Origin of the sequence: Sulfitobacter sp. M22, assembly GCF_021736025.1 — a bacterium.
Taxonomy (GTDB): domain Bacteria; phylum Pseudomonadota; class Alphaproteobacteria; order Rhodobacterales; family Rhodobacteraceae; genus Sulfitobacter; species Sulfitobacter litoralis.
This window is the reverse complement of record NZ_WMEC01000001.1, coordinates 1,754,019-1,774,172: the sequence shown is the minus strand read 5'-3', so window position 1 is coordinate 1,774,172 and position 20,154 is coordinate 1,754,019. Positions and strand designations below refer to the sequence as shown.

Here is a 20,154-nt window from a genome sequence, read left to right as displayed (position 1 = left end):
TGGCTTTGCGGATAAAGCTGCGAAGCTGCATGCAAACGGGGACGCGTGAATTGGTCTGTGCGCCAAGTACCATGCCAGAGCCAAAAGGAATGGGACGATGAACAAACCAGCATATAATCAGCCGCTTAGCGGGAATTCCATGCCACGCACGGGTGGGCCTGCGACCATGATGCGCTTGCCGATGGCAGAAACGGCGGCGGGGCTGGATGCCTGTTTTCTGGGCATCCCAATGGATATTGGCACCTCGAACCGTCCCGGGACGCGGCTAGGCCCCCGCCAGATACGCGACGAAAGCCGCATGATCCGCCCCTACAACATGGCGACCGGTGCGGCCCCGTTCGAACATCTTCAGGTGGCGGATATCGGTGACGTGCCGATCAACCTTTTTGACCTCAAGAAAACCGTGGCCATTATCGCGGATCACTACCGCGAGGTCCTGTCCCATGGGGTGATCCCGCTGACACTGGGCGGGGATCACACGCTCAGCTGGCCAATCTTGCGGGCGGTCGCTGAAAAACACGGGCCTGTCGCGCTGATCCATGTGGATGCCCATTCGGATACCAACGATGAAATGTTCGGCGAGAAAGAGGCTCACGGCTGCCCGTTCCGACGCGCGTGGGAGGAAGGCTGTCTGCAAAACGACAAGGTGTTCCAGATTGGTCTGCGGGGTACCGGCTATAGTAAGGATGATTTCGATTGGGGGCGGCAACAGGGCTGGACCTGTATTCAGGCCGAAGAATGCTGGCACAAATCGCTGACGCCCATGATGGCGGATATCCGCGCCAAGATCGAGGACGCGCCGGTCTATCTGACCTTTGATATCGACAGCCTTGATCCCGCGTTCGCCCCCGGTACAGGCACGGTCGAGGTGGGTGGGTTAACCACGATGCAGGGGCTGGAAATCATCCGCGGGACGGCGGGACTAAATTTGGTGGGCTGTGATCTGGTTGAAGTCTCTCCGCCCTATGATCCGGCGGGCAATACGGCAATGATCGCGGCCAGTTATCTGTATGAAATGCTATGTGCACTGCCGGGGGTTCCGCAGGGTAGGTAGACGCCATCGGGCAGAAAGAGACGCCGGAGGGTGACGCAGACGACGTCATCCTCAAGCTGGGCGGCCCTACCGTCAGCGTTCTGCCGGACACCGGCGCAGCGGCATAGCCGCGCCGGTTCGGTTGGGGTTTGCGCACGCAGCCTTACATATCGGGTAGACCCGGCAGAATTTTGTCCATCGTCGCGGGCAAATCGCGCACACGGACGCCGCAGGCATCGTAGATTGCGTTGATGATCGACGCCCCTGCGCCACAGATGCCAAGCTCGCCGATGCCTTTAGCCTGCATCGGATTAGCCCAAGGGTCGCGTTCCTGCACGAAGTTGACTGTAAGCTGAGGCACATCAAGGTTCACAGGCACGTGGTATTCAGCCAGATCATTGTTCACCAAATGGCCGTCGCGCTTGTCGAACATCAGCTCTTCGGTCAGCGCCATACCGATGCCAAAGGTCATGCCGCCTAGACATTGAGACCGCGCCGTCTTGGCATTCAGGATGCGCCCTGCGGCAAAGCTGCCGTGCATCCTGCGCACACGTGTTTCGCCGGTGACGCTGTTCACACCGACCTCTGCAAAGAATGCGCCAAAGGTTGCTTGGCGACGGTCGGTCTGGGTATCACCCTTGTTGATTGTGCCTTCGACGGTGAGGGGGCCGTTCTTGGTGAATTCTGGCAAATCGGCGCGGCGGTTGTTGGCGGTGGCAACACCGTCTTGCAGGGTCAGGTCGCGTTCTTCTACGCCCATGGTCTCGGCAATCTTTTTGCGCAGCGCCTCGCATGCAACAAAGACTGACCCGCCCGATGATGCGGCACCCCAACTGCCCCCTGAACCGGCGGCTTTGGGCAAGCTGCTGTCGCCCAAGCGTACCGTTACACGGTCCGCCGGCACGCCCAGCATCTCGCCGGCGATCTGGGTCAGGATCGCATAGGTGCCGGTGCCAATGTCAGTCATATCGGTTTCGACCAGCAGGCTGCCGTCTTCGTTCAGCGTGACACGCGCGTGGCTTTCGCCCAGCATGTTGACCCGCGTGGCCGAAGACATGCCGTAGCCGATCAACCACTCTCCGTCTGTTTTGCCGGCCTCGCGGTCGGCCCAGCCAAAGGTCTTGGCCCCGTCGTCCAGTGCCTCGGCCAGTTTGTGGGACGAGAATTCGCGCCCGTCCGAAGGGTCCACATCAGGAATGTTGCGTTTACGCAGTTCGACCGGATCGATGCCGCTCACGTCTGCCAGCTCGTCCATCGCAATCTCGAGCGCGGTGATACCCACCGCCTCGCCCGGTGCACGAACAGAGCCGGCACACATGCGGTTGATCCGTTTGATATGCATCCCGATTTCACGGTTTTCGCCGCGATAAAGGAAAGGCGTTGCCTGCGACACCGGCTCTGCAAAGCTTTCATCCAACAATTGCGAGACGGTGGAATCATGGCCGATACCGGTCATCCGCCCATCGGCGTCCGCAGCTAGTTTGATGTGCTGAACCGTCTCGGACCGGCGCATCGTGGCCTCGAGCACTTGTTGGCGACTTAGCACAACCGCTACGGGGGCCCCAAGTTCACGTGCGGCATGGGCCGCGGCGACTGCCTCGTGGCTAATTCCTAGTTTCGAGCCAAACCCACCACCGACGTAGGGCGCCAGAATATGCACATTTTCAGCGTCGACTCCAAGCGCGTCGGCCAGTTCATTCACATTGTATTTGAGCATCTGATACGACCCGCGCAGGGTCAGCTTGCCGCCATCCCACTGGGCAATCGCGGCATGGGGTTCCATCGCAGACGAATTGTGACCGCTGGTGCGATAGGTTTCATCCACGGTATAGGCGGCATCTGACAGCGCGGCATCCAGATCGCCTTGGGACGATTGCTTGTCCTTCGGCGTTTCAATTTCTGCCACATCAAGATCGGTCACGGCATCCTCGGGCGTGATTTGAAGCTCGATCATATGGGCAGCGTGACGGGCCTGTTCAAAGGTATCGGCCACAACCAGCGCGACGGGTTGCCCGATATAGGAAATCTTGCCATCCGGCTGGACAGGGGCCTCGTTTGCGGTGCCTTGGGCAGGGTTGCGCAGGAAGGTCTTGCCGTGAAACACGTCGCGCACACCGTCAAGCTTGCGCACGGCTTCCGCGTTCATTCCGGTGATCTGCCCACCTGCAGCAGGCGCGCGGACAAGCACGCCGGTCATCATGTCCGCCGGTTGGTCTTCGTGCGCATAAGTGGCGCGGCCAGAGACTTTGAGCGGGCCGTCGGGACGGTCCATGCCGGTGTGGATCAACCCTTGAACCGTGGCATCCAGCCGATTGCGGTCGTCGGGTTCGTTCATCGTCAGTTCGGCGGTCGAGATGTTGCTACCGTCGGTCATTGCTGTACCCCCGTCAGTTCCTTGAGTGTGGCGATCAACGTGCGCCGTGCCAGTGGCACTTTGAATGCGTTGCCGTCTTTGGGTGCTGCATCTGCCACCAGAATATCGGCGGCCTTGCTGAACAAGGTGGCCGAAGGCTCTTGCCCGACGAGCGCCTCTTCGACCGCCGGGTCGCGCCACGGCATGGATCCAATGCCACCACAGGCGATTGCGGCTTGGGTAATTTTGCCTTCCGACACCTCGATCCGCGCCGCGACTGATACCATGGCAAACGCGTAGGATGCGCGATCGCGTACTTTGCGATACGTCTGGTTCCCCTCCGCAGGGGCGGGCAAAGTGACGGCGGTGATCAGTTCACCCGATTGCAAAACTGTTTCAACTGCGGGATCGGTGGGGATCAGGTAGAATTCGGACAGCGGCACCGTGCGAGAGGCACCATCCGTGCCCTCGATCTCGATTTCGGCCCCCAGCATTTGCATCGCGACGGCCATATCACTGGGATGGCTGGCTATGCATTTGTCGGTGACGCCAAGGATCGCATGAAGCCGGTTCGCCCCCTCCATCGCGCCGCAGCCTGAACCTGGCTCGCGTTTGTTGCATGGTTGGTCGGTGTCATAGAAATAATAGCAGCGGGTCCGTTGTAATAGGTTGCCGCCGGTGGTCGCCTTGTTGCGCAGCTGACCCGACGCACCGGCCAACAGGGCCGACGACAGTGCGGCATAGTCTTCGCGAACCGTCATATCCGCCGCGAGGTCAGAGTTCGTGACCAAAGCGCCGATGCGCAGCCCGCCGTCGCGCGTGGGAGTGATCTGTTTCAGGTCCAGCCGCGAGATGTCGACAAGTTTGTCAGGCGTCATCACCTCTAGCTTCATGAGGTCCAGCAAGTTGGTCCCGCCCGCGATGATTGTCGCGTCAGGGGTGCGGGTGACATCGCTGTTGGCACTGGCACGGATATAGTCGAACTGCTTCATGACTTCTCCTCCGCGGTTTCGCGGATTGCATCGACGATATTGGGGTAGGCGGCGCAGCGGCAGATATTTCCTGACATCCGCTCTGATATTTCGGCATCGGTCAGCTCGGGCGATGCGGTAAGGCTGCCCGAAACATTGGAGGGCCAGCCGGCTTTGAACTCTTCGAGCATGGCGGTGGCTGAACAGATTTGACCCGGGGTGCAATAACCGCATTGGAACCCGTCGTGTTTCACGAAATTCTGCTGCATGTCCGACAGGTTGTGTTCGTCGCCCAACCCCTCGATCGTGGTGATCTCGTCGCCGTCATGCATGCAGGCAAGGCTGAGGCATGAATTGATGCGGCGTCCGTTTATCATGACCGTGCAGGCCCCGCACTGTCCGTGATCGCAGCCTTTTTTGGTGCCGGTGAGGTTCAGGTGATTGCGCAGCGCATCCAGCAGCGAGGTGCGGGGGTCTGCATCAAGACTATGGTCTTTGCCGTTAACAGTCAGTGTGGTTCGCATGAGAGGGGGCCCTTTGTCCGATGACATCTAGGGAATAGAACCCCGGTCAGCGGGTCAGGGTTCCGCCCTGATGGCGGATCTGTGTAGGCGGCGGCGGTATAATCGCGTGGATTGCGGCTTTCTCAGGCTGTGCAACGCCGCAAAAATTCGGTGATCCGTTCGGCGATCAGGCCGCGGTCATAATCTAATGTCGCAACATGGTAGGATCGCTCGAGCCAGCCAAGCTGGATATCGCTAGACGCCACCGAGGTCGCGATACGCGGTGCATTTTGCGGATCAACGACGTTATCGCGGCGCGATTGCAAGATCAAAATGGGCTGGCGGATCAGTGGCAGCAGCGCACCGGTGGCATTGGTAAGAAGGAAACGCTCTTTCAGGGTTTCACGCGGGATGCGGTCGTAGCAGATTTCGGTGGTGCCCGGTTCGGCAATATCCGAACCGATGCCGCTGATGAACGCCGCCCCCTGAGGCTCATAAAGCGGGGCGACCACTTCGGGGCGGTACAGCCCGGTAGAGCCATTGATGCTGACCACGCCATGTATCTTGTCGGGCATACGCGCGGCAAGATTAAGAGACAGGGTTGCGCCTAGGGAAAGCCCCCCGACGATCACCCGCGCACAACGCGCCGATAGCGTTTCAAGAGCCGCTTCGGCAGAGCCGACCCAATCGCTTTGGCCGGTCTGCGCCAAGGCTGCCGGGTCTTTGCCATGCCCTGCGAGCAATGGGCAAGACACCGTCGCACCGCTTGCCGCGTGCACAGCTAGGGCGACTTCGCGCACGCTTTGCGGCGTGCTGGTGAAGCCGTGAAAAAAGAGAAAGCCGATATCGCTGCCCTCAAGGAGAAAAGGCTGCGCTTGGGGCAGGTCGAATGGGGCAATCGGCATCTGTTTCATGCTGCCATAAAATCGCGTTATGGGGCGGTTACGCAAATAGACTCGCGATATCGCGCGATAACCGAAAGCGATCAACCCAGCGGGGGGAAGTGACCGCGAAACTGCCGCAGCAAGCCGGTATCTGCCTTGATGCTCCATGCCATTGCGATCGTCGCTTCTGCATCCAGCCCCTCGACCGGTGTCAATTCCAGCGCGGCGGGCAGACTATCGGCCATGCTCGTGGGGAACAGCGTCACGCCGCGCCGCTCGGCCACGCGCTGCAAGATCACCTGTACGTCCCATGCCTCGTCCACCACCACGGGGCTAAGCCGCGCCCGATCACACGCGCTGTCGAGAAGGGCGCGCCAAGACCGCCAGTTTTCGCGCAGCCCCATGACAAAGGGCACGCCTGTTAGGTCTTCGACCCGTTCGGGGGCTTCTCCGGCGGGGGCGACCACACCAATGCGCGAGCGCCAAACCGGCATCTGGTCGATCCCCGGCGCGCCGACGGTGGGATGAGACAGCAGGAAACCAAGATCGATCACGCCAGATTTCAGGTTTTTCAGCATGTTATCGGTAGACATGACATGCATCTCGACTTGCACACCCGGCACGCTGCGGTGGAAAGCATCCAGCGCTTCAGAGATTTGCCGCGAGGTGGCAAGCGCCGAATACCCGACGATGATATGCCCCCGTGCGCCGGCCGCATTCTGGCGCGAGGCGCGGATGGTTCGTTCGAACTGGGCCACCGTCTGGCGCGCATCCTCAAGAAAGACGGCCCCCTCGGGCGTGGGCAGAACGCGCGGGCCGCTGCGGTCAAAGATACGGAACCCCAAATCGATTTCAGTGTCTTTCACGGCTTTCGAAATGGCGGGCTGCGCGATATTGAGCGTCTCGGCGGCTGCGCGAAACCCGCTGGCGTCCGCCACGGCCAAAGCATATCGCAGATGCCGCAGGTCGAGCCGGGTGGGTTTCTTGGTGTCGGTCATGCGCATGTTCCCGGGTGATCGCGTTTCGTTATCACTCGATCAATCATCGCTATTTGTCAACCGCCCCCTGAGCGGAGAGGTTGAGGCGGAATGACGGGCTTGGTCCCCGTTTTGGTATGGGGAGGAGGCCCGATGCTGACACTATTCAACAAATTATGCGCATCGCTGATGTTTATTGGCGGCTTCGGGGTCATCGCGATGATGCTGAATATCGTGGCCGATGTCGTCGCGAAACTGGTGTGGAATGCGCCGATCCAAGGCACCGTCGAGATGTCTTCCTATTATTATATGATCGCGCTGGTGATGCTGCCGATGGCCTTTGTTGAAATGCAGGACCAGCAGATCTCGGTCGATCTTTTATTCAATCACTTTCCCAGCTGGCTTCAGAAGCTGGCCTTGGTACTAAGTTGCCTTGCCGCAGCGGCGATCCTTGCGGTGATGACATGGCGTACGGGGCTTGATGCCGCGCGGGCGCTGCGCGTCGGAGAGGTGGTCATGGGCGGGCGCGAGGTCATCGTCTGGCCGTCACGCATGGTGTTGCCGCTTGGCTTCGGCCTTGCCAGTCTCGCGGCTTTTCTTCGCGCCATCCTTGTGCTGCGCGGGCAGCCCGTCACGCAATCTCAACTTGATGGGAACATGTCATGAGCAACCTTTTGATCGGATGGATCGGCGTCGGTAGCCTGTTCGGCCTGCTGGCCTTTCGGATGTCCATCGGCACGGCGCTTATGGCGGTGTCCTTTGTCGGCATCACCGTCATGTTCAACCTGCAAGCCGCACTTGGGATCGTGAGTGCGATGCCGTTTAACCTGATCGGCGACTGGTCGCTGACAGCGATCCCGATGTTTCTGTTTATGGGCTTTATCGCGGCCAATACCGGCCTGACGGCGGGCGCGTTTGATCTGCTGCGCGTTTTGTTGGCGCGGGTGCCGGGCGGATTGGCATCGGCGAGCGTCGGTGCCTGTGGCCTGTTCGCCGCGGCCTCTGGGTCGTCCATCGCGACGACTGCTGCCATGTCGAAAATCGCCGTGCCCGAGATGCTGCGGGCAAACTACCACCCGTCGCTGGCCACCGGCGTCGTCGCGGCGTCTGGGACGCTTGGTTCGCTCATTCCGCCATCGATCCTGATGGTGCTTTACGGCATCTTCACCGAGCAATCGATCGGCCAGCTGTTTATCGCAGGTGTTATTCCCGGCGTGCTATCAGCGTTTGTTTATATGGCGATGATTACCGTGCGTGCCACGGTGACACCTGCGCTTGCGCCACCCGTAGTAGAGCGGATTGACCGCAAGAAACTGCTGCGCCTGTTGTGGTCGGTCTGGCCGTTTCCTGTGTTGGTTCTGGGCATTTTAGGTGGCATCTTTGGTGGGTTTTTCACGCCGACCGAGGCAGGGGCCGTCGGGGCGTTTCTGGCTGCAACCGTCGCGCTGTTGCGTCGTTCACTGACGCGCAAAGCACTGGCCGAGGCGATCCGTCAGACGACGTTGGCGACGTCTTCGATCTTCTTTCTGTCCATTGGAGCGGTGATGTTCACCCGTTTCATGGGGCTGTCAGGTGTGCCACGGGCGCTGACCGACATGATGCTGGCCGTTTCGGATAATCAGATCGTTATTATCCTGATGATCGCTGCGCTGTTCATCATTCTGGGCATGGTGATCGATTCCATCGGTCTGATCCTGCTGACGCTGCCGATCCTTCTGCCGGTGCTAGAGGCCGCTGACATCAACCTGATCTGGTTCGGCATCATCTGCATCAAACTGCTTGAAATCGGCCTTGTGACGCCACCCGTTGGGCTGAACCTTTACGTCCTACACAGCGCGCTATCGGGCGAGGTCAAGCTCAGCGACATCATCTCGGGCACCACGTGGTTCATCGCTATGGATATTTTAACCCTGTTCATCTTGATCGCCTTTCCCGCGATCAGCCTATTCCTGCCCTCGCTCATGGCGCAGTGAAAACTTTTCAACCGGAGGAGACGACAATATGAAACTGAAGACATCCCTTTTGGCCCTCGCGGCCTGTGGCCTTGGCACTGCTGCCATCGCGCAAAACGCCAACCACTTCTTTGCCGAACGCCATTCGATGGTGCGCGGCCCCTATGTCGAGTTCGCCAAGCGCGTGGCCGAGGAAACCAACGGGGACGTGAACTTTACCGTTTTCGCCGGTGGATCGCTTCTGCCGCCGGCCGCATCCTTGCAAGGCGTGCGCGATGGCGTGGCACAAGTGACCTATCACGCGGGCACCTACACCCCGTCCGAACTGCCCGTTGCCAACCTGATCGGCAACTTTGCTTTCTATAACACCGATCCGATGGTCATGGCCTTTGCCTCGACCGAATTCGGCCTCACCAACGAGGCCGCACTGGCCGAGTGGAAAGAGAATGGCGTCGTTTTCGGCGGCGGATATTCGACTTCGCAATACTACATGATGTGCAACACGCCTGTCGCTACCTACGAGGATATTCAGGGCAAGCGTCTGCGCATGGCGGGCGGTGCCTGGTCACGCTTTGCCGAACATGTGGGCGCGGTACCCGTGTCTATCCCGTCAAGCGAGATGTACACTGGCCTCGACACAGGATCGCTTGATTGTGCGGTTGCGGCTGCGGATGCGTTGGATTCCTTCTCGCTTTCGGATGTGGTCACGCACATGAATACGTTGGCCGTCGGTAACTATTATGCCGGTTTCGAATGGGGCTATAACCCTGCGTTCTGGCAAGGCCTGTCGGAAGAGTCGCGCGGCGTATTGTTTGACCAGATGGCATACTACCTTGCGCAGCACCGGGTCGAGTTTGACAAAGATGTTGAAAAAGCGGTTTCCGCGGCCAAAGAAGGCGGCATGGAGGTGTTTGAACCTGATCAGGCTTTGACGGATGCGCTGGCGGAATTTGTGATCGCCGACGAGGCCGTCCTGATCGAGAACGCCAAGGGCCGCGGCATCGAGAACCCCGAAGCGCTGCTGGAAGACTATAAGCGCATCGTTGATCGCTGGGCCGATCTGCTGGCGGATGTGGAGCACAGCGAGACGGACGCATTGGCAGCATTGGCCAAAGCAGAGATCTACGACAAGCTGGACCGTGCAAACTACGGCATGCAGTAACTGCTAATCATCGCGTCGTTCGGTTACGCGGAGGCGGTATTGCCGACTAACAACCGGACGCGTTGGACCCTACAGGCCGCGGCTATTGTGCCGCGGCCTGTTTTGTATGCGGGACCTTGCCGATGGTGCAAAGAGCTGCGCCGAACGCCCTTCTTTTTAACGCGCAATGCGCCTTTGGGCCGCGTCAGACCGGCAGGTCGCGCCGATCGGCGATGGCTTCCATGGCGATGCAGGATGTAACTGTTTCTAGCGCGGCCCCTGCGATCAATCGCTGATAGATGCGATCAAAATCATTCATGTTCTGCGCGACGATTTTCAGCATGTAATCGTAATCTCCGGCGATCCGAAACACGTCAATGATGTTCTCGATCCCAAGGACCGTCTTGCGAAAGGTCTCGAGCCATTCCGGAGAGTGATCCCGTGTGCGCAGCATGACAAAAACCGTTAATCCCAGCCCGATCCGCTCATGATCCAGCCGCAGCGTTTGGCCGGTGATGACCCCCGTTTCCCGTAAGCGGACGATGCGACGCCAGCACGCATTCTGCGACAGCCCCACCCGATCAGCGACGTCACGTTGCGACAGCGACGCATCTTTTTGGAGCACGCGCAAAATCGCGGCATCGATCCGGTCGAGCTTTGGGGCTGGCTGTTGGGTCATTTGAACGAAAAACCTGGCAAAGTTGGTGGTAATAGGGTAAGTTTATTGCAGCTTCTCATGTCATTGTCACTTTAACTTACGGCAAGATAGAAGGATTGACCCATGACCGAGACGCCCGAGCTCTTTGACAGCTTTCGCCACGAGATAACTGCTGGCGACATCATACCCGATCTGCGCTCTGGCTTGATAGGAGAGGGCATGATGGTCCCTGGGCCACGCGGCCCCAACCCTTTGATCTATGCAGATTATGTCGCCTCCGGGCGGGCGCTAAAGCAGCTTGAAGACCGGATCGCCAAGGATGTGCTTCCCTATTATTCCAACGCGCATACCGAAGCGTCTTACTGCGGCCGACATATGAACCGTTTGCGGGCGCAAGCCCGACGCGTTGTGGCGCAGGCGTGTGGCGCGGACACGGATCATGCGGTTATCTTTGCCGGGGCCGGGGCCACAGCTGGACTGACAAAGCTGGCCGCTTTGCTTGGGGTCGATGCGATGCTGGCCGAGGGAAAGCGCCCGCTGGTGCTGATTGGACCTTATGAGCATCACTCCAACATCTTGCCATGGCGCGAATCCGGCGCAGAGGTCATAGAGATCGCCGAAGCCGCTGCTGGCGGGCCCGATATGGATGATCTGGCGGCACGGCTCGCGGCCCATGCCGACCGGTCCGTGATTGGAAGTTTTTCGGCCGCATCGAACGTCACGGGCATTGTCAGCGATGTCGCCGCGATCACCCGTTTGCTCAAGCGAAGCGGCGCGATGAGCGTCTGGGATTATGCGGGGGCAGGGCCGTATCTGCCCATTGATATGGGGATGGGGATGGATGCGGTCGTCGTGTCGCCGCATAAATTCATCGGGGGGCCGGGGGCTTCTGGCGTGCTGATCTTGCGCCGCGATGCAGTCAAGCGCGCCCGGCCGACCAGCCCGGGTGGCGGCACAGTGCGCTTTGTATCCCCCTGGGGGCAGGATTATGCTGCCGATGTGGTCGCACGAGAAGAAGCCGGCACGCCCAATGTCATCGGCGATATCCGCGCGGCACTGTGTTTTATTGTGAAAGAGGCAATCGGCGAGGCGCATATGGCAGCGACCCTGAGCGCGCATCGGCGCAAAGCTTTGACGGCGTGGCGAAACGTGCCGGGGCTGACTATTCTGGGTACGGTCGATGCCACGGCCTTGCCCATTTTTTCTTTCATGGTCCGCGACCGATACGGGAGTGTCGTGCACCCGCAACTGGTCTGTCGCATCCTCTCTGATCATTTTGGCATTCAAGCCCGCGGCGGATGTGCCTGTGCCGGTCCTTATGCACACCGCTTGCTGGGGATCGACCGGGCACAATCTGATCAGCTGCGTGCGGAAATTGCATCTGGCAACGAAGTCGCCAAACCCGGCTGGACCAGGCTTGCATTCTCGGTCCTGATGGACGACGCCAAAGTGGAATTTATCACCGATGCCGTGTCCTGTATCGCGCGCGATCCAGAAGTCTTTACAGAGGCCTACGCGGTAGAGGCGTCGACCGCGCGCTTCACCCCAAACTTACAGCTCGCTGGGTAAGTCAGTGTCGGTCGAATACTCACCCGCTTAGCGCGAAATCATGGCAAACTTCCCGCTGTGATAGTTGCGGCAACGTTTAACCAAACCCAGACGCACCGGTGGCTAATAAATAATTGATTAGACACAATTTCTAGTCAATAGTCGCTGAATAAAGAGTTAACGAGGTGCACATTGAGAACCTATCCTATTCCCTTCAATGAAGAAGCACGCCTTAGATCAGTCTTTGCTGTTCCCGGCCTGACCGAAGCAAATAGTGGCGTTTTCGATGCCATTTGCGACGCGACACGAAAGATACTGGATTGTCCAATTGCACACATCAGTGTCGTTGAAGGTGAGACCCAGTGGTACAAGTCCGTCGTTGGTATCGCGCTTGACCGGATGTCCAAGAACAACAGCTTTTGCACCCATACGATAATGTCGGGTAAACCGATGGTCGTGCCGGATCTCAGCAAAGACCCTCGGTTCGAGACCCATCCGATGGTAGCTGAAGGCGGGCCTGGTGCCCGGTTCTATGCGGGGGTCCCGTTGGTGTTGTCGTCTGGGCACCGATTTGGGAGCCTGTGCGTCCTTGATCTGGTTCCTCACGAAGCGCCATCGGATCACCAGATGTCGATCTTGACAGATTTGGGAAAAGCCGTCGTCGCCGCGTTGGAAGGCGTGCCGCCAACCCCGGTAGATCTTACGAAAGACGAAGGCGCGAAATCGACCTTTATCACCCTTATCGGCCATGAATTACGAACGCCGCTGACCATTCTCTTTGGGAGCTTGCGGTTGCTCGAGGCGATGGCAGATCGTGGCGTTAATGCAGGGCTGATCAGTTCGGCACGAAAATCGACAGAGCATCTTATGGGGCTGGTTGAAGCGATTATCACCTACAGTGACGCGTCGACCGGAGAGCTTTCCCTGAACGAACAAGACTGCGAATTGGGCGATATTCTGAACGGTGTTGCCCAATTGGTATTGCCGGGCGCGAATGGCGAGTTGAAGTCGATTGCGCTAGATGAGAATGCGCACACCGCATCCATCTACATCGACCCCCATCAGATCAAACTTGCTTTGCACGCGCTTGCCCTTAATGCGATCAACCACGGCGGATCAGAGATCACCATCGGAAGTAGGTTGGATAGCGCTAGAAATCTTGAACTTTCAATCACTGATACCGGCACATTGGACGACAATATTGATCTCGCGGCGCTGTATGAACCTTTCGTCGTCGGGGGGCATATCAGAACGAGAGATACCCGCGGGGGTTTGGGGCTTGGCTTGCCGTTAACCCGAAAACTGGTTGAGCTTCATGGTGGTGAATTCGAGGTGCAAGCCACGGATAAGGGTACAGCTGCGATTGTACGCTTGCCTGCTTGGCGCGTCGGTCGGTTGAGGATCGTGTAAATCGAAGTCGCGACAGACCTTAACCTCTTTTGACAAAGCCGACGTCGGTTTGCGATTTCTATAAGCTGTAGGCCCCTAGCCGTTGGCATTGAAAACAAAAAACGGCGGGGGCGACCCTGTCGGTATGAAATCGACCCTACCTTCGAACTCCGGCCTAGACGGAATGATCTTCGGTCGCCGCGATCGTTTTCATATCGCTAATAATTTGCGCTGTTACATAGGGCTTGGAATAGAATTTCGAACCCTCCGGCATAACCTCATCCGTCACGCCCACGACGCCCGACGCGATAAGAATTTCTACCGACGGCCAGCCTTCGCGGACGCAGGCCGCGAGTTTTAGCCCATTGATGGACCCTGGCATGTCGATATCTGTAAACAAGATTCCGATATCATTATTGTCGCGGATCAGTGCCATCGCTTCATCGGCCGAACAGGCTTCGTAGGTCTTGAAACCAGCATCGCCTATCATGTCGACGGCGTCCATGCGCAGCAGGGGTTCGTCTTCGACGACAAGAACGGCAAGCCGTGAGGTGTTTTCGGAATACATAGCGCAGCGCAACCTTTCATTCTGCAGAGACGGAAGTATCAGAACAGCAATCCGGAGCCGGGCGCACTGAGCTTAAAGTTTAAACCTTCCGGGTCGTAAGAAAGTTCCACCTTTCCCTGAAAATATCCTGCGAGTGCCTGTTCGATCATCCGGCTGCCAAAACCGCGTTTGGTTGGGGGCGAAACCCGGGGGCCGTCTGTCTCGACCCAAGTGAACGTGAAGACATCATCTTTTTTCGCCCAGCAGATGCGGACCTTGCCGCCCTGAGCCGAAAGAGAGCCGTATTTGCTGGCATTGGTGCTTAGCTCATGGATCGCCATGGTCATCGCCAGCGCCTGCTTTGAACCCACTTCGAGATCCGGTCCCTCGATATCAAAGCGACCTTCACCGGTGCGATGCGCTGCCAGTGCGGCGTCGACCACTTCGGGCAGCCGGGTTTCTGCCCAAGACGTCGCGATCAGGCGGTCATGGGCCTGGGCCATCATGGCGATACGCGATTGCAAAGACGTCTGCGCATCCCGCAGATTATCTGCCAGCCGGAGGGTCTGCGAGACCATTACATTGACCATGGCCAGCGTGTTTTTGACACGGTGGTTCATTTCACCCAGCATCAAGTGGCGCTGTTCTTCGGCGACTTTGATTTCGTGAATATCGGTGCAACTGCCATACCACCGCAGAATGGTACCGTCCTTGTCTAATACCGGCTGGGCCCGGCCAAGCACCCAGCGATAGTCGCCCGAACGATGACGCAGGCGGTATTCGATCTCGTAGTTCTCACCGGTGCTGAGGCTGTGGCGCCACCGCTCCCATGCGCGCTCTTGATCGTCGGGGTGGAAAATTCCGTTCCAGCCTTCGCCGTCGGTAGAGCCAGCAGGCACGCCGGTAAATTCGTACCATCGATCGTTAAAATAGTCGTGAAACCCATCGGGTAAGGTAGACCAGATCATTTGGTCCACCGAATTGGCAATGGCTTGAAATTTTGCTTCGCTCTCGAACAGCTGGCGTTCGCGCAATTGCAATTCTTCGAGCTGGCGACGCGCTTGATGCTGCCGACCGCGGGCTGTCAGTGATGACCGCACGGCGCGGATTAACTCTTCGGCATGAAGCGGGCGCGACAATAACACGGCGTTGCTTAACGTGTCGATGCGCTGCGCAGCCCGCTCGCTGCGGCTGCCGGTGGTCCCATTGGCAAGAACGATAAACGGCACGTCCGACCAAGACGGCTGCGCATCCAGTGCAAGGGCCAGCGCGTCGGCATCCGCGCCGCTGAGGGCTTCCTCGGTGATCAGCACCGCGCCGATATGCTGTGATATAAGCTCGGACAACTGCGTCAGCGATAAGACGGAGATCGACGCGATCCCATCCTTCGCCAGCAATTGCCGCGCGACGGTCTCATCCCGCCCCCGCGGTGCCATGACCGCAACGGACGAGAAGAAATCTAACGGCGGCGCTTCCTGAGTTTCCCCGAGTGGCGGCAGGCCTGTCACTTTGATCCATCCTTGTCGTCGCCCCTGAGCGCCATAAGGTGATCCTTGGAGGCGTTATAGACAGGGGAACCGGACAGAATGGATGAGAAGCCCCGAAGCGGCTCGCCGATGCTGATACCATCTTGATCGATTTTGAACTCACGAATACTGCGTTCATGGTCCGACGTTCGCGTCTTGATGACAGATATGGATTTGCGAATTTCGCCCTCTGCCTCGAAGAACCGCATCATCAAAACGGTGTCTGCTAAATAGCTGATGTCGATATCCGAGCGCAGGTCGCCGGTAACGCCATGTTGGCCAAGGACCATGATCGAAACCACCCCCTGCTGGGCGAGGTAGCTGAGCAGCTCGTGCATCTGGAGCACCAGAAAATTATCGCTGGGCATCGCGTGCAGATAGGCGTTCAGACTGTCGATCACCACAACACTGGCATCACTATCCTCGACCGCGCTACGCACGGCATGGGCGAACTCACCAGGTGACAATTCTGCCGGATCAACTTGCCGGATCTGCAGCGTCCCGTTGTCGATGAACGGTTGCAGGTCCATACCAAGCGCCTTGGACCGGATCATGAGCGTCGAGAGGCGTTCGTCGAACAGGAAATAGGCGGCGTTCTGTCCACGCTTCAGCGCCGCGATCATGCAGCGCACCGCAGTTGTCGTCTTACCCACGCCCGCAGGGCCTGCCATCAGCGCATTGGTGCCGGGGAACAAACCGTCGCCTAAGAGCGCGTCCAGCTCTTTGAGCCCCGTGGTAACAGGGTCCGTCGAATGCGTGCGGTGATGTTGCGCTGCGATCAGACGGGGATAGAGGCAAATGCCGCCCCGCTCGATCGTGAAGTCATGATAGCCGCCGTGGTACTTTAGCCCGCGCATCTTGATCACCCGCAGGCGCCGCCGCTCAGAGCCAAAGTCATTCGCCAAGTGCTCCAGCGAAATGACGCCGTGGGCGATCGAATGTAATTGCAGATCGCCTGGTTCGGCGGTGCGGTCATCCAACATCAATACTGTGCATTTGCGACGCGCAAAGAAATGCTTGAGCGCAAGGATTTGCCGCCGATACCGCAGCGGATTCTGGGCCAGCAAACGCAGTTCCGACAGGCTATCAAGTACGACCCGGTCCGGATTGGTTTTTTCTACCAAATCAATAATCCCGCGCACGGTTTCGCCAAGTTCAACTTCGCTTGGGTGTAGTAGGGATTGTTCGTGGTCGGGGCTGAATTCATCTTCTGCCACCATCTCGAACAGTGCGATGTTATCAAGGGTCCAGTCGTGCGACCGTGCCACGGCGGTCAGCTCATTCACGGTTTCGGACAGAGTAATATAAAGCCCCTGACTGCCCGCCGCACGTCCTTCCATCAGGAATTTCAACGCGAGCGTTGTTTTGCCCGCTCCGGGGGTGCCTTCGACCAGATAAAGCCGTTCGGGTGTAATGCCACCGCACAGCACATCGTCAAGACCCGAAGTCCCGGTTGATAACCTTTGCGCTACGTCGGGCGTTGTTGTTTCAGTCATTCTGCATTTTCTTCAGTTTGTTCATTTTTGGTTAACTAGGTCACTCGGTCAAAGTGTAAACTGGGCAGTTGGAATACGTTATCATCAGATATAAATCTTTTCATGGAAAATATATGTGCAATGCATCGACTTTTTTTAACCTCTGGTGCCAATAGAAGCTCAGGCCTTTAATCGATGCGCGATGGCCTTTGCCACCCAGATGATCGCCCCTACGATGACGCCCCAAAACGCGCCGCTTATGCCAAAAAGCGTCATACCGCTTGCCGCGATCAAGAACGTCAGCGCCGGTGCCTCTAATTGGGTGGGCGTGGTGAAGGCCGCCGAGAGCGAGCCAACCAAAGCGGGGATAAGTGCAAGCCCGGCCACCGCAGTGATCAAAGCAAGCGGTGCTAGGCTTGCCAGTGCGGTGATCAGCGCGGCAGCAAACGCAAGCAGGATATAGACAATCCCCGAAGTGATTGCCGCCCAATAGCGGGTTGCCGGATTGCGGCCCGCGTCGTCGCCAGCCATCATCGCTGCGGTGATCGCGGACATGTTGACAGGAATGGACCCGAACGGTGCAAACGCAAGACTGACAAGGCCGGTCTTGCGGATTAGGGGTTGGCGCTCGACTGAATAGCCGTTCAATTCCAGCACCGCAAAACCGGGGATATTCTGCCCCGCCATCGTCACTAGATACAGCGGCAGAGCGACAGAAAAGAAGGACTGAACCGTAAAGAACGGGGCTGTTAAAGCAAAGGTAGGGAGCCATCCCCCATCGTTCTGAAGCGGGCTGCTCGACGTATCGACGGCGAAAAAGAGGACCACGATAAACGCAATCACAGCGAAAGGCATCGCGGCCAGCCTGTTCCACGTCAAGCCCGCCAGCCATGCAATGAGCACCGGCAAAACCAGCAAGGGAATGCTGCCAAGCGCAAGCGCAGGGGCAAGACAGAGCTTGAGCAGAACGCCCGCGAGCAGGGCATTTGCAATGGGCTTCGGTATCGCGGCCACGATCCGGCCAAGCGCGGGGACCAGCCCCGTCAAAACAATCAATCCGGCGCAGTAGATCAAAGCGCCCACGGCTTCGGCAAACCCGCCAGGCAAGATGGCCGTTGTCGCAAGAAAGGCCGCCCCCGGCGTAGACCATGCCACTGCGGCGGGGATGCGCGTTACGGCAGGAAGCCAGATGCTGCAAATCCCCATGCCGAGGGTCGCGAAAAACAGACCCGTCGTCGCCTGCGCGCCAGTGGCCCCCATTGCGGTCAACCCGGCCAGTACAATCGCGAATGACGCTGAATATCCGACAAATGCGGCAAGTAGGCCCATGGAAACTGCGGGCACTGAAAGATCGCGGAACATTGAAAGATGCCTCGGTTGCGGATTTTCATCACCCTTATCGAACCGGTCTGAAACTTCCAGAGTCGCTCTTCAATAAATCCAGCTAGAATACAGTCGTGTCGGAATGAGGGTGCAGGTAGTGGGGCATTGCCAACCCTACGTATCGGGCATTTCGGACCCTACAGCGGCCCGAGGGCCTGATCTTAAGAATGTCTAAAGTGAAGTGGCTGGGATGGTAGGATTTTCTGCCATAATATCAGTGACTTGATGGCATTTGAAAGTTTGTCCGGTTTGTTTTCTTGAGAATAGGTTTGAGTCGAATGTGTGTCACGGACAAGCATGTTGGCCGTCAACCGCTATCACTCTCGGTGTAAACGAGGTGTTAGATATGCGGTGACGGCTGAACGCTCGTGGTCTGCATTAGCGAAACCGAGCCTCTCAAGGGGAAAATTTAACAATCTCGGGTAGCGGTTCTCATGAGAAGCGCAATCCTGAAAAACACGATACGATAAAGTGGGCTTACCGTATCGCTCAGGGAACCAAGTCAGGTATCACTTCATAACAGTAGTCTGAAATAGCCCCGCTTGTCGTCAGCCATACCTGGTCTTGATTGGAAACAATATGAGACAGCGCCCGGCGTAAATGTCTAAGCCTATAGGGCTGTCCGACCAAATAGGGATGCAAAGCGATGCCCATGACAAGTGGTTGCCGCGACGACTGTTCAAGCATTTCGTCAAAGTTATCGATGATCATATTCGCGAATTCGGCCGCACCATCCTTGCGTGCGGCGATAGAGGGAATGTCGTTGACCTCTTGCGGATAGGGGATCGACAAGAGACGTCCGTGGCGTGTTTTCATCCAAACAGGTTGATCGTCCATGCACCAGTTTAGCGTATATTTGTACCCAGTCTCTGAAAGTAGATCTGGCGTATCGAAGCTTTCCGAGATCCAGGGAGATAGCCAGCCCTTTGGCTGTTTACCTTCGGCATCGTTGAGGACTTTCGTAGCTTCGGAGATCAGCTCGGCTTCTCTCTCTGTCGTCAGGTCGCTTTGGCGTTCGGAATTCGTTCGCCCGTGCCCGACGATCTCGTGTCCGCGCGCGCTGAACGAGGCCATGAGGTCTGGCGCGTATTCATACATTTCACTGTTGGCGAGCACACTGGCAGGCAGCCCTAATGCATCAAACAACTCTAACAGCCGCCATGCACCAACGCGGTTGCCATAGTCGCGCCAAGCGTAGTTTAGGACATCTGGTTGCGGGCCCCCAGGTGCCAGTTCGGCACCAAGTCCAGAGCCAAAGGAAAAATGTTCGAGATTGAGTCCTATGTAGACTGCAAGCCGTTTGCCTTCAGGCCAGTTATAGTCGGCGCGTTTAGAGATTGGAGAGTAGTCGTACCTACCATGATGAGGGAGCATAATTCAGAGTTCCGCTTCTGCTAAACCAGCCTTGTGCAATATTATTTCGGCACTGTCGTTCCAGACGTCGGTGCTGACAATTTTGCCGTGGCGAACAACGAACTTATCCAAATACCGGTTCGTTTCGAATGTGGTCCCGTCCTTCCACGCCCCGTAAAGATAGCCGGTGTTGTAGACATGGACCTCCCCTGTCGCCTCGTCGAGGGCGGCGTCAGTACGTAGGAACTTCTTCTTGACCCAGTCATATCGTTTTGCGTTGAAGGCGGCGCTCTCTGCGGGGCCGGCGAAAACGCGTCCCCCGGTAAACACCAATTTGAAACCGTCACTGACATAGGCTGCGGCTCCTTCAGGATCGGGCACCATCGACCGTTCAAGATAGCTTTCCACGATTGCTTTTGCTGTGGCTACAGGGTCTGTTTGCTGGGTCATGGCGGTAACTT

18 protein-coding genes are annotated in these 20,154 nt (G+C 57.8%); 6 read left to right on the top strand and 12 right to left on the bottom strand.

Features of this window, described 5'->3' with window-relative positions:
• Positions 1-97 precede the first annotated feature (97 nt).
• On the top strand, positions 98-1,054 hold the full coding sequence (speB, locus tag GLP52_RS08750) for an agmatinase (RefSeq protein WP_237272188.1): 957 nt from the start codon (positions 98-100) through the stop codon (positions 1,052-1,054).
• A gap of 142 nt (positions 1,055-1,196) precedes the next feature.
• Here the strand turns inward: speB and GLP52_RS08745 are convergent, their stop codons facing one another.
• From GLP52_RS08745 to GLP52_RS08725, 5 genes are all read right to left on the bottom strand, one after another.
• A complete protein-coding gene (locus tag GLP52_RS08745; protein ID WP_237272187.1) occupies positions 1,197-3,407 on the bottom strand; it encodes a xanthine dehydrogenase family protein molybdopterin-binding subunit in 2,211 nt (736 codons plus the stop codon).
• Positions 3,404-4,378 (bottom strand): FAD binding domain-containing protein, encoded by a 975-nt coding sequence (locus tag GLP52_RS08740; RefSeq protein ID WP_237272186.1) that lies wholly within the window; start codon positions 4,376-4,378, stop codon positions 3,404-3,406. The genes GLP52_RS08745 and GLP52_RS08740 overlap by 4 nt, the downstream gene beginning before the upstream one ends.
• Complete coding sequence (locus GLP52_RS08735; protein ID WP_093733482.1) at positions 4,375-4,881, bottom strand: 2Fe-2S iron-sulfur cluster-binding protein; 507 nt, start codon at positions 4,879-4,881, stop codon at positions 4,375-4,377. Before GLP52_RS08735 ends, GLP52_RS08740 begins: the two co-directional genes overlap by 4 nt.
• Positions 4,882-5,003: 122 nt before the next feature.
• A complete protein-coding gene (locus GLP52_RS08730; protein ID WP_167354539.1) occupies positions 5,004-5,774 on the bottom strand; it encodes an alpha/beta hydrolase in 771 nt (256 codons plus the stop codon).
• A 71-nt stretch (positions 5,775-5,845) separates the two neighbouring features.
• Complete coding sequence (locus GLP52_RS08725; protein ID WP_167354540.1) at positions 5,846-6,742, bottom strand: LysR family transcriptional regulator; 897 nt, start codon at positions 6,740-6,742, stop codon at positions 5,846-5,848.
• 132 nt (positions 6,743-6,874) lie between these two features.
• On the opposite strand from GLP52_RS08725, the gene GLP52_RS08720 reads away from it, so the two are divergent.
• Genes GLP52_RS08720 through GLP52_RS08710 form a run of 3 tightly spaced genes read left to right on the top strand, consistent with a single transcriptional unit; the run spans position 6,875 to position 9,835 of the window.
• Positions 6,875-7,387, top strand: a complete 513-nt coding sequence (locus GLP52_RS08720; RefSeq protein WP_167354541.1) for a TRAP transporter small permease — start codon at positions 6,875-6,877, stop codon at positions 7,385-7,387.
• Positions 7,384-8,694, top strand: coding sequence for a TRAP transporter large permease (locus GLP52_RS08715; RefSeq protein WP_237272184.1), 1,311 nt, complete (start codon positions 7,384-7,386; stop codon positions 8,692-8,694). Before GLP52_RS08720 ends, GLP52_RS08715 begins: the two co-directional genes overlap by 4 nt.
• Before the next feature lie 28 nt (positions 8,695-8,722).
• A complete protein-coding gene (locus tag GLP52_RS08710) occupies positions 8,723-9,835 on the top strand; it encodes a C4-dicarboxylate TRAP transporter substrate-binding protein (RefSeq protein WP_237273510.1) in 1,113 nt (370 codons plus the stop codon).
• A 184-nt stretch (positions 9,836-10,019) separates the two neighbouring features.
• Here the strand turns inward: GLP52_RS08710 and GLP52_RS08705 are convergent, their stop codons facing one another.
• A complete protein-coding gene (locus tag GLP52_RS08705; protein WP_093733487.1) occupies positions 10,020-10,493 on the bottom strand; it encodes an Lrp/AsnC family transcriptional regulator in 474 nt (157 codons plus the stop codon).
• 102 nt (positions 10,494-10,595) lie between these two features.
• Here GLP52_RS08705 and GLP52_RS08700 point away from each other — a divergent pair, with 102 nt between their 5' ends.
• Positions 10,596-12,041, top strand: coding sequence for an aminotransferase class V-fold PLP-dependent enzyme (locus GLP52_RS08700; protein WP_237272182.1), 1,446 nt, complete (start codon positions 10,596-10,598; stop codon positions 12,039-12,041).
• A 171-nt stretch (positions 12,042-12,212) separates the two neighbouring features.
• Positions 12,213-13,430: a GAF domain-containing sensor histidine kinase gene (locus tag GLP52_RS08695; RefSeq protein ID WP_237272181.1), complete on the top strand. Its 1,218-nt coding sequence runs from the start codon at positions 12,213-12,215 to the stop codon at positions 13,428-13,430.
• A gap of 154 nt (positions 13,431-13,584) precedes the next feature.
• Here GLP52_RS08695 and GLP52_RS08690 read toward each other — a convergent pair whose 3' ends face one another.
• The 6 genes from GLP52_RS08690 to GLP52_RS08665 form a co-directional block, all read right to left on the bottom strand.
• The gene (locus GLP52_RS08690; protein WP_237272180.1) at positions 13,585-13,977 is read right to left on the bottom strand and encodes a response regulator; all 393 of its coding nucleotides are present in this window, start codon (positions 13,975-13,977) and stop codon (positions 13,585-13,587) included.
• Between the two features lie 38 nt (positions 13,978-14,015).
• Positions 14,016-15,464, bottom strand: coding sequence for a sensor histidine kinase (locus tag GLP52_RS08685; protein ID WP_237272179.1), 1,449 nt, complete (start codon positions 15,462-15,464; stop codon positions 14,016-14,018).
• A complete protein-coding gene (locus GLP52_RS08680) occupies positions 15,461-16,978 on the bottom strand; it encodes an ATPase domain-containing protein (protein WP_237272178.1) in 1,518 nt (505 codons plus the stop codon). Before GLP52_RS08680 ends, GLP52_RS08685 begins: the two co-directional genes overlap by 4 nt.
• Before the next feature lie 159 nt (positions 16,979-17,137).
• A complete protein-coding gene (locus GLP52_RS08675; RefSeq protein ID WP_093733491.1) occupies positions 17,138-18,319 on the bottom strand; it encodes a benzoate/H(+) symporter BenE family transporter in 1,182 nt (393 codons plus the stop codon).
• 510 nt (positions 18,320-18,829) lie between these two features.
• Entirely contained in the window at positions 18,830-19,714 is an 885-nt protein-coding gene (locus GLP52_RS08670) for a polysaccharide deacetylase family protein (RefSeq protein ID WP_093733492.1), read from the bottom strand.
• 3 nt (positions 19,715-19,717) lie between these two features.
• Positions 19,718-20,143: a nuclear transport factor 2 family protein gene (locus GLP52_RS08665; protein ID WP_167354542.1), complete on the bottom strand. Its 426-nt coding sequence runs from the start codon at positions 20,141-20,143 to the stop codon at positions 19,718-19,720.
• Positions 20,144-20,154: the final 11 nt, after the last annotated feature.

Excerpts from the sequence above, each read along its gene's own strand:
- speB (WP_237272188.1), top strand. The coding sequence starts at position 98 with ATGAACAAACCAGCATATAATCAGCCGCTTAGCGGGAATTCCATGCCA.
- GLP52_RS08745 (WP_237272187.1), bottom strand. The coding sequence starts at position 3,407 with ATGACCGACGGTAGCAACATCTCGACCGCCGAACTGACGATGAACGAA.
- GLP52_RS08740 (WP_237272186.1), bottom strand. The coding sequence starts at position 4,378 with ATGAAGCAGTTCGACTATATCCGTGCCAGTGCCAACAGCGATGTCACC.
- GLP52_RS08735 (WP_093733482.1), bottom strand. The coding sequence starts at position 4,881 with ATGCGAACCACACTGACTGTTAACGGCAAAGACCATAGTCTTGATGCA.
- GLP52_RS08730 (WP_167354539.1), bottom strand. The coding sequence starts at position 5,774 with ATGAAACAGATGCCGATTGCCCCATTCGACCTGCCCCAAGCGCAGCCT.
- GLP52_RS08725 (WP_167354540.1), bottom strand. The coding sequence starts at position 6,742 with ATGACCGACACCAAGAAACCCACCCGGCTCGACCTGCGGCATCTGCGA.
- GLP52_RS08720 (WP_167354541.1), top strand. The coding sequence starts at position 6,875 with ATGCTGACACTATTCAACAAATTATGCGCATCGCTGATGTTTATTGGC.
- GLP52_RS08715 (WP_237272184.1), top strand. The coding sequence starts at position 7,384 with ATGAGCAACCTTTTGATCGGATGGATCGGCGTCGGTAGCCTGTTCGGC.
- GLP52_RS08710 (WP_237273510.1), top strand. The coding sequence starts at position 8,723 with ATGAAACTGAAGACATCCCTTTTGGCCCTCGCGGCCTGTGGCCTTGGC.
- GLP52_RS08705 (WP_093733487.1), bottom strand. The coding sequence starts at position 10,493 with ATGACCCAACAGCCAGCCCCAAAGCTCGACCGGATCGATGCCGCGATT.
- GLP52_RS08700 (WP_237272182.1), top strand. The coding sequence starts at position 10,596 with ATGACCGAGACGCCCGAGCTCTTTGACAGCTTTCGCCACGAGATAACT.
- GLP52_RS08690 (WP_237272180.1), bottom strand. The coding sequence starts at position 13,977 with ATGTATTCCGAAAACACCTCACGGCTTGCCGTTCTTGTCGTCGAAGAC.
- GLP52_RS08680 (WP_237272178.1), bottom strand. The coding sequence starts at position 16,978 with ATGACTGAAACAACAACGCCCGACGTAGCGCAAAGGTTATCAACCGGG.
- GLP52_RS08675 (WP_093733491.1), bottom strand. The coding sequence starts at position 18,319 with ATGTTCCGCGATCTTTCAGTGCCCGCAGTTTCCATGGGCCTACTTGCC.
- GLP52_RS08670 (WP_093733492.1), bottom strand. The coding sequence starts at position 19,714 with ATGCTCCCTCATCATGGTAGGTACGACTACTCTCCAATCTCTAAACGC.
- GLP52_RS08665 (WP_167354542.1), bottom strand. The coding sequence starts at position 20,143 with ATGACCCAGCAAACAGACCCTGTAGCCACAGCAAAAGCAATCGTGGAA.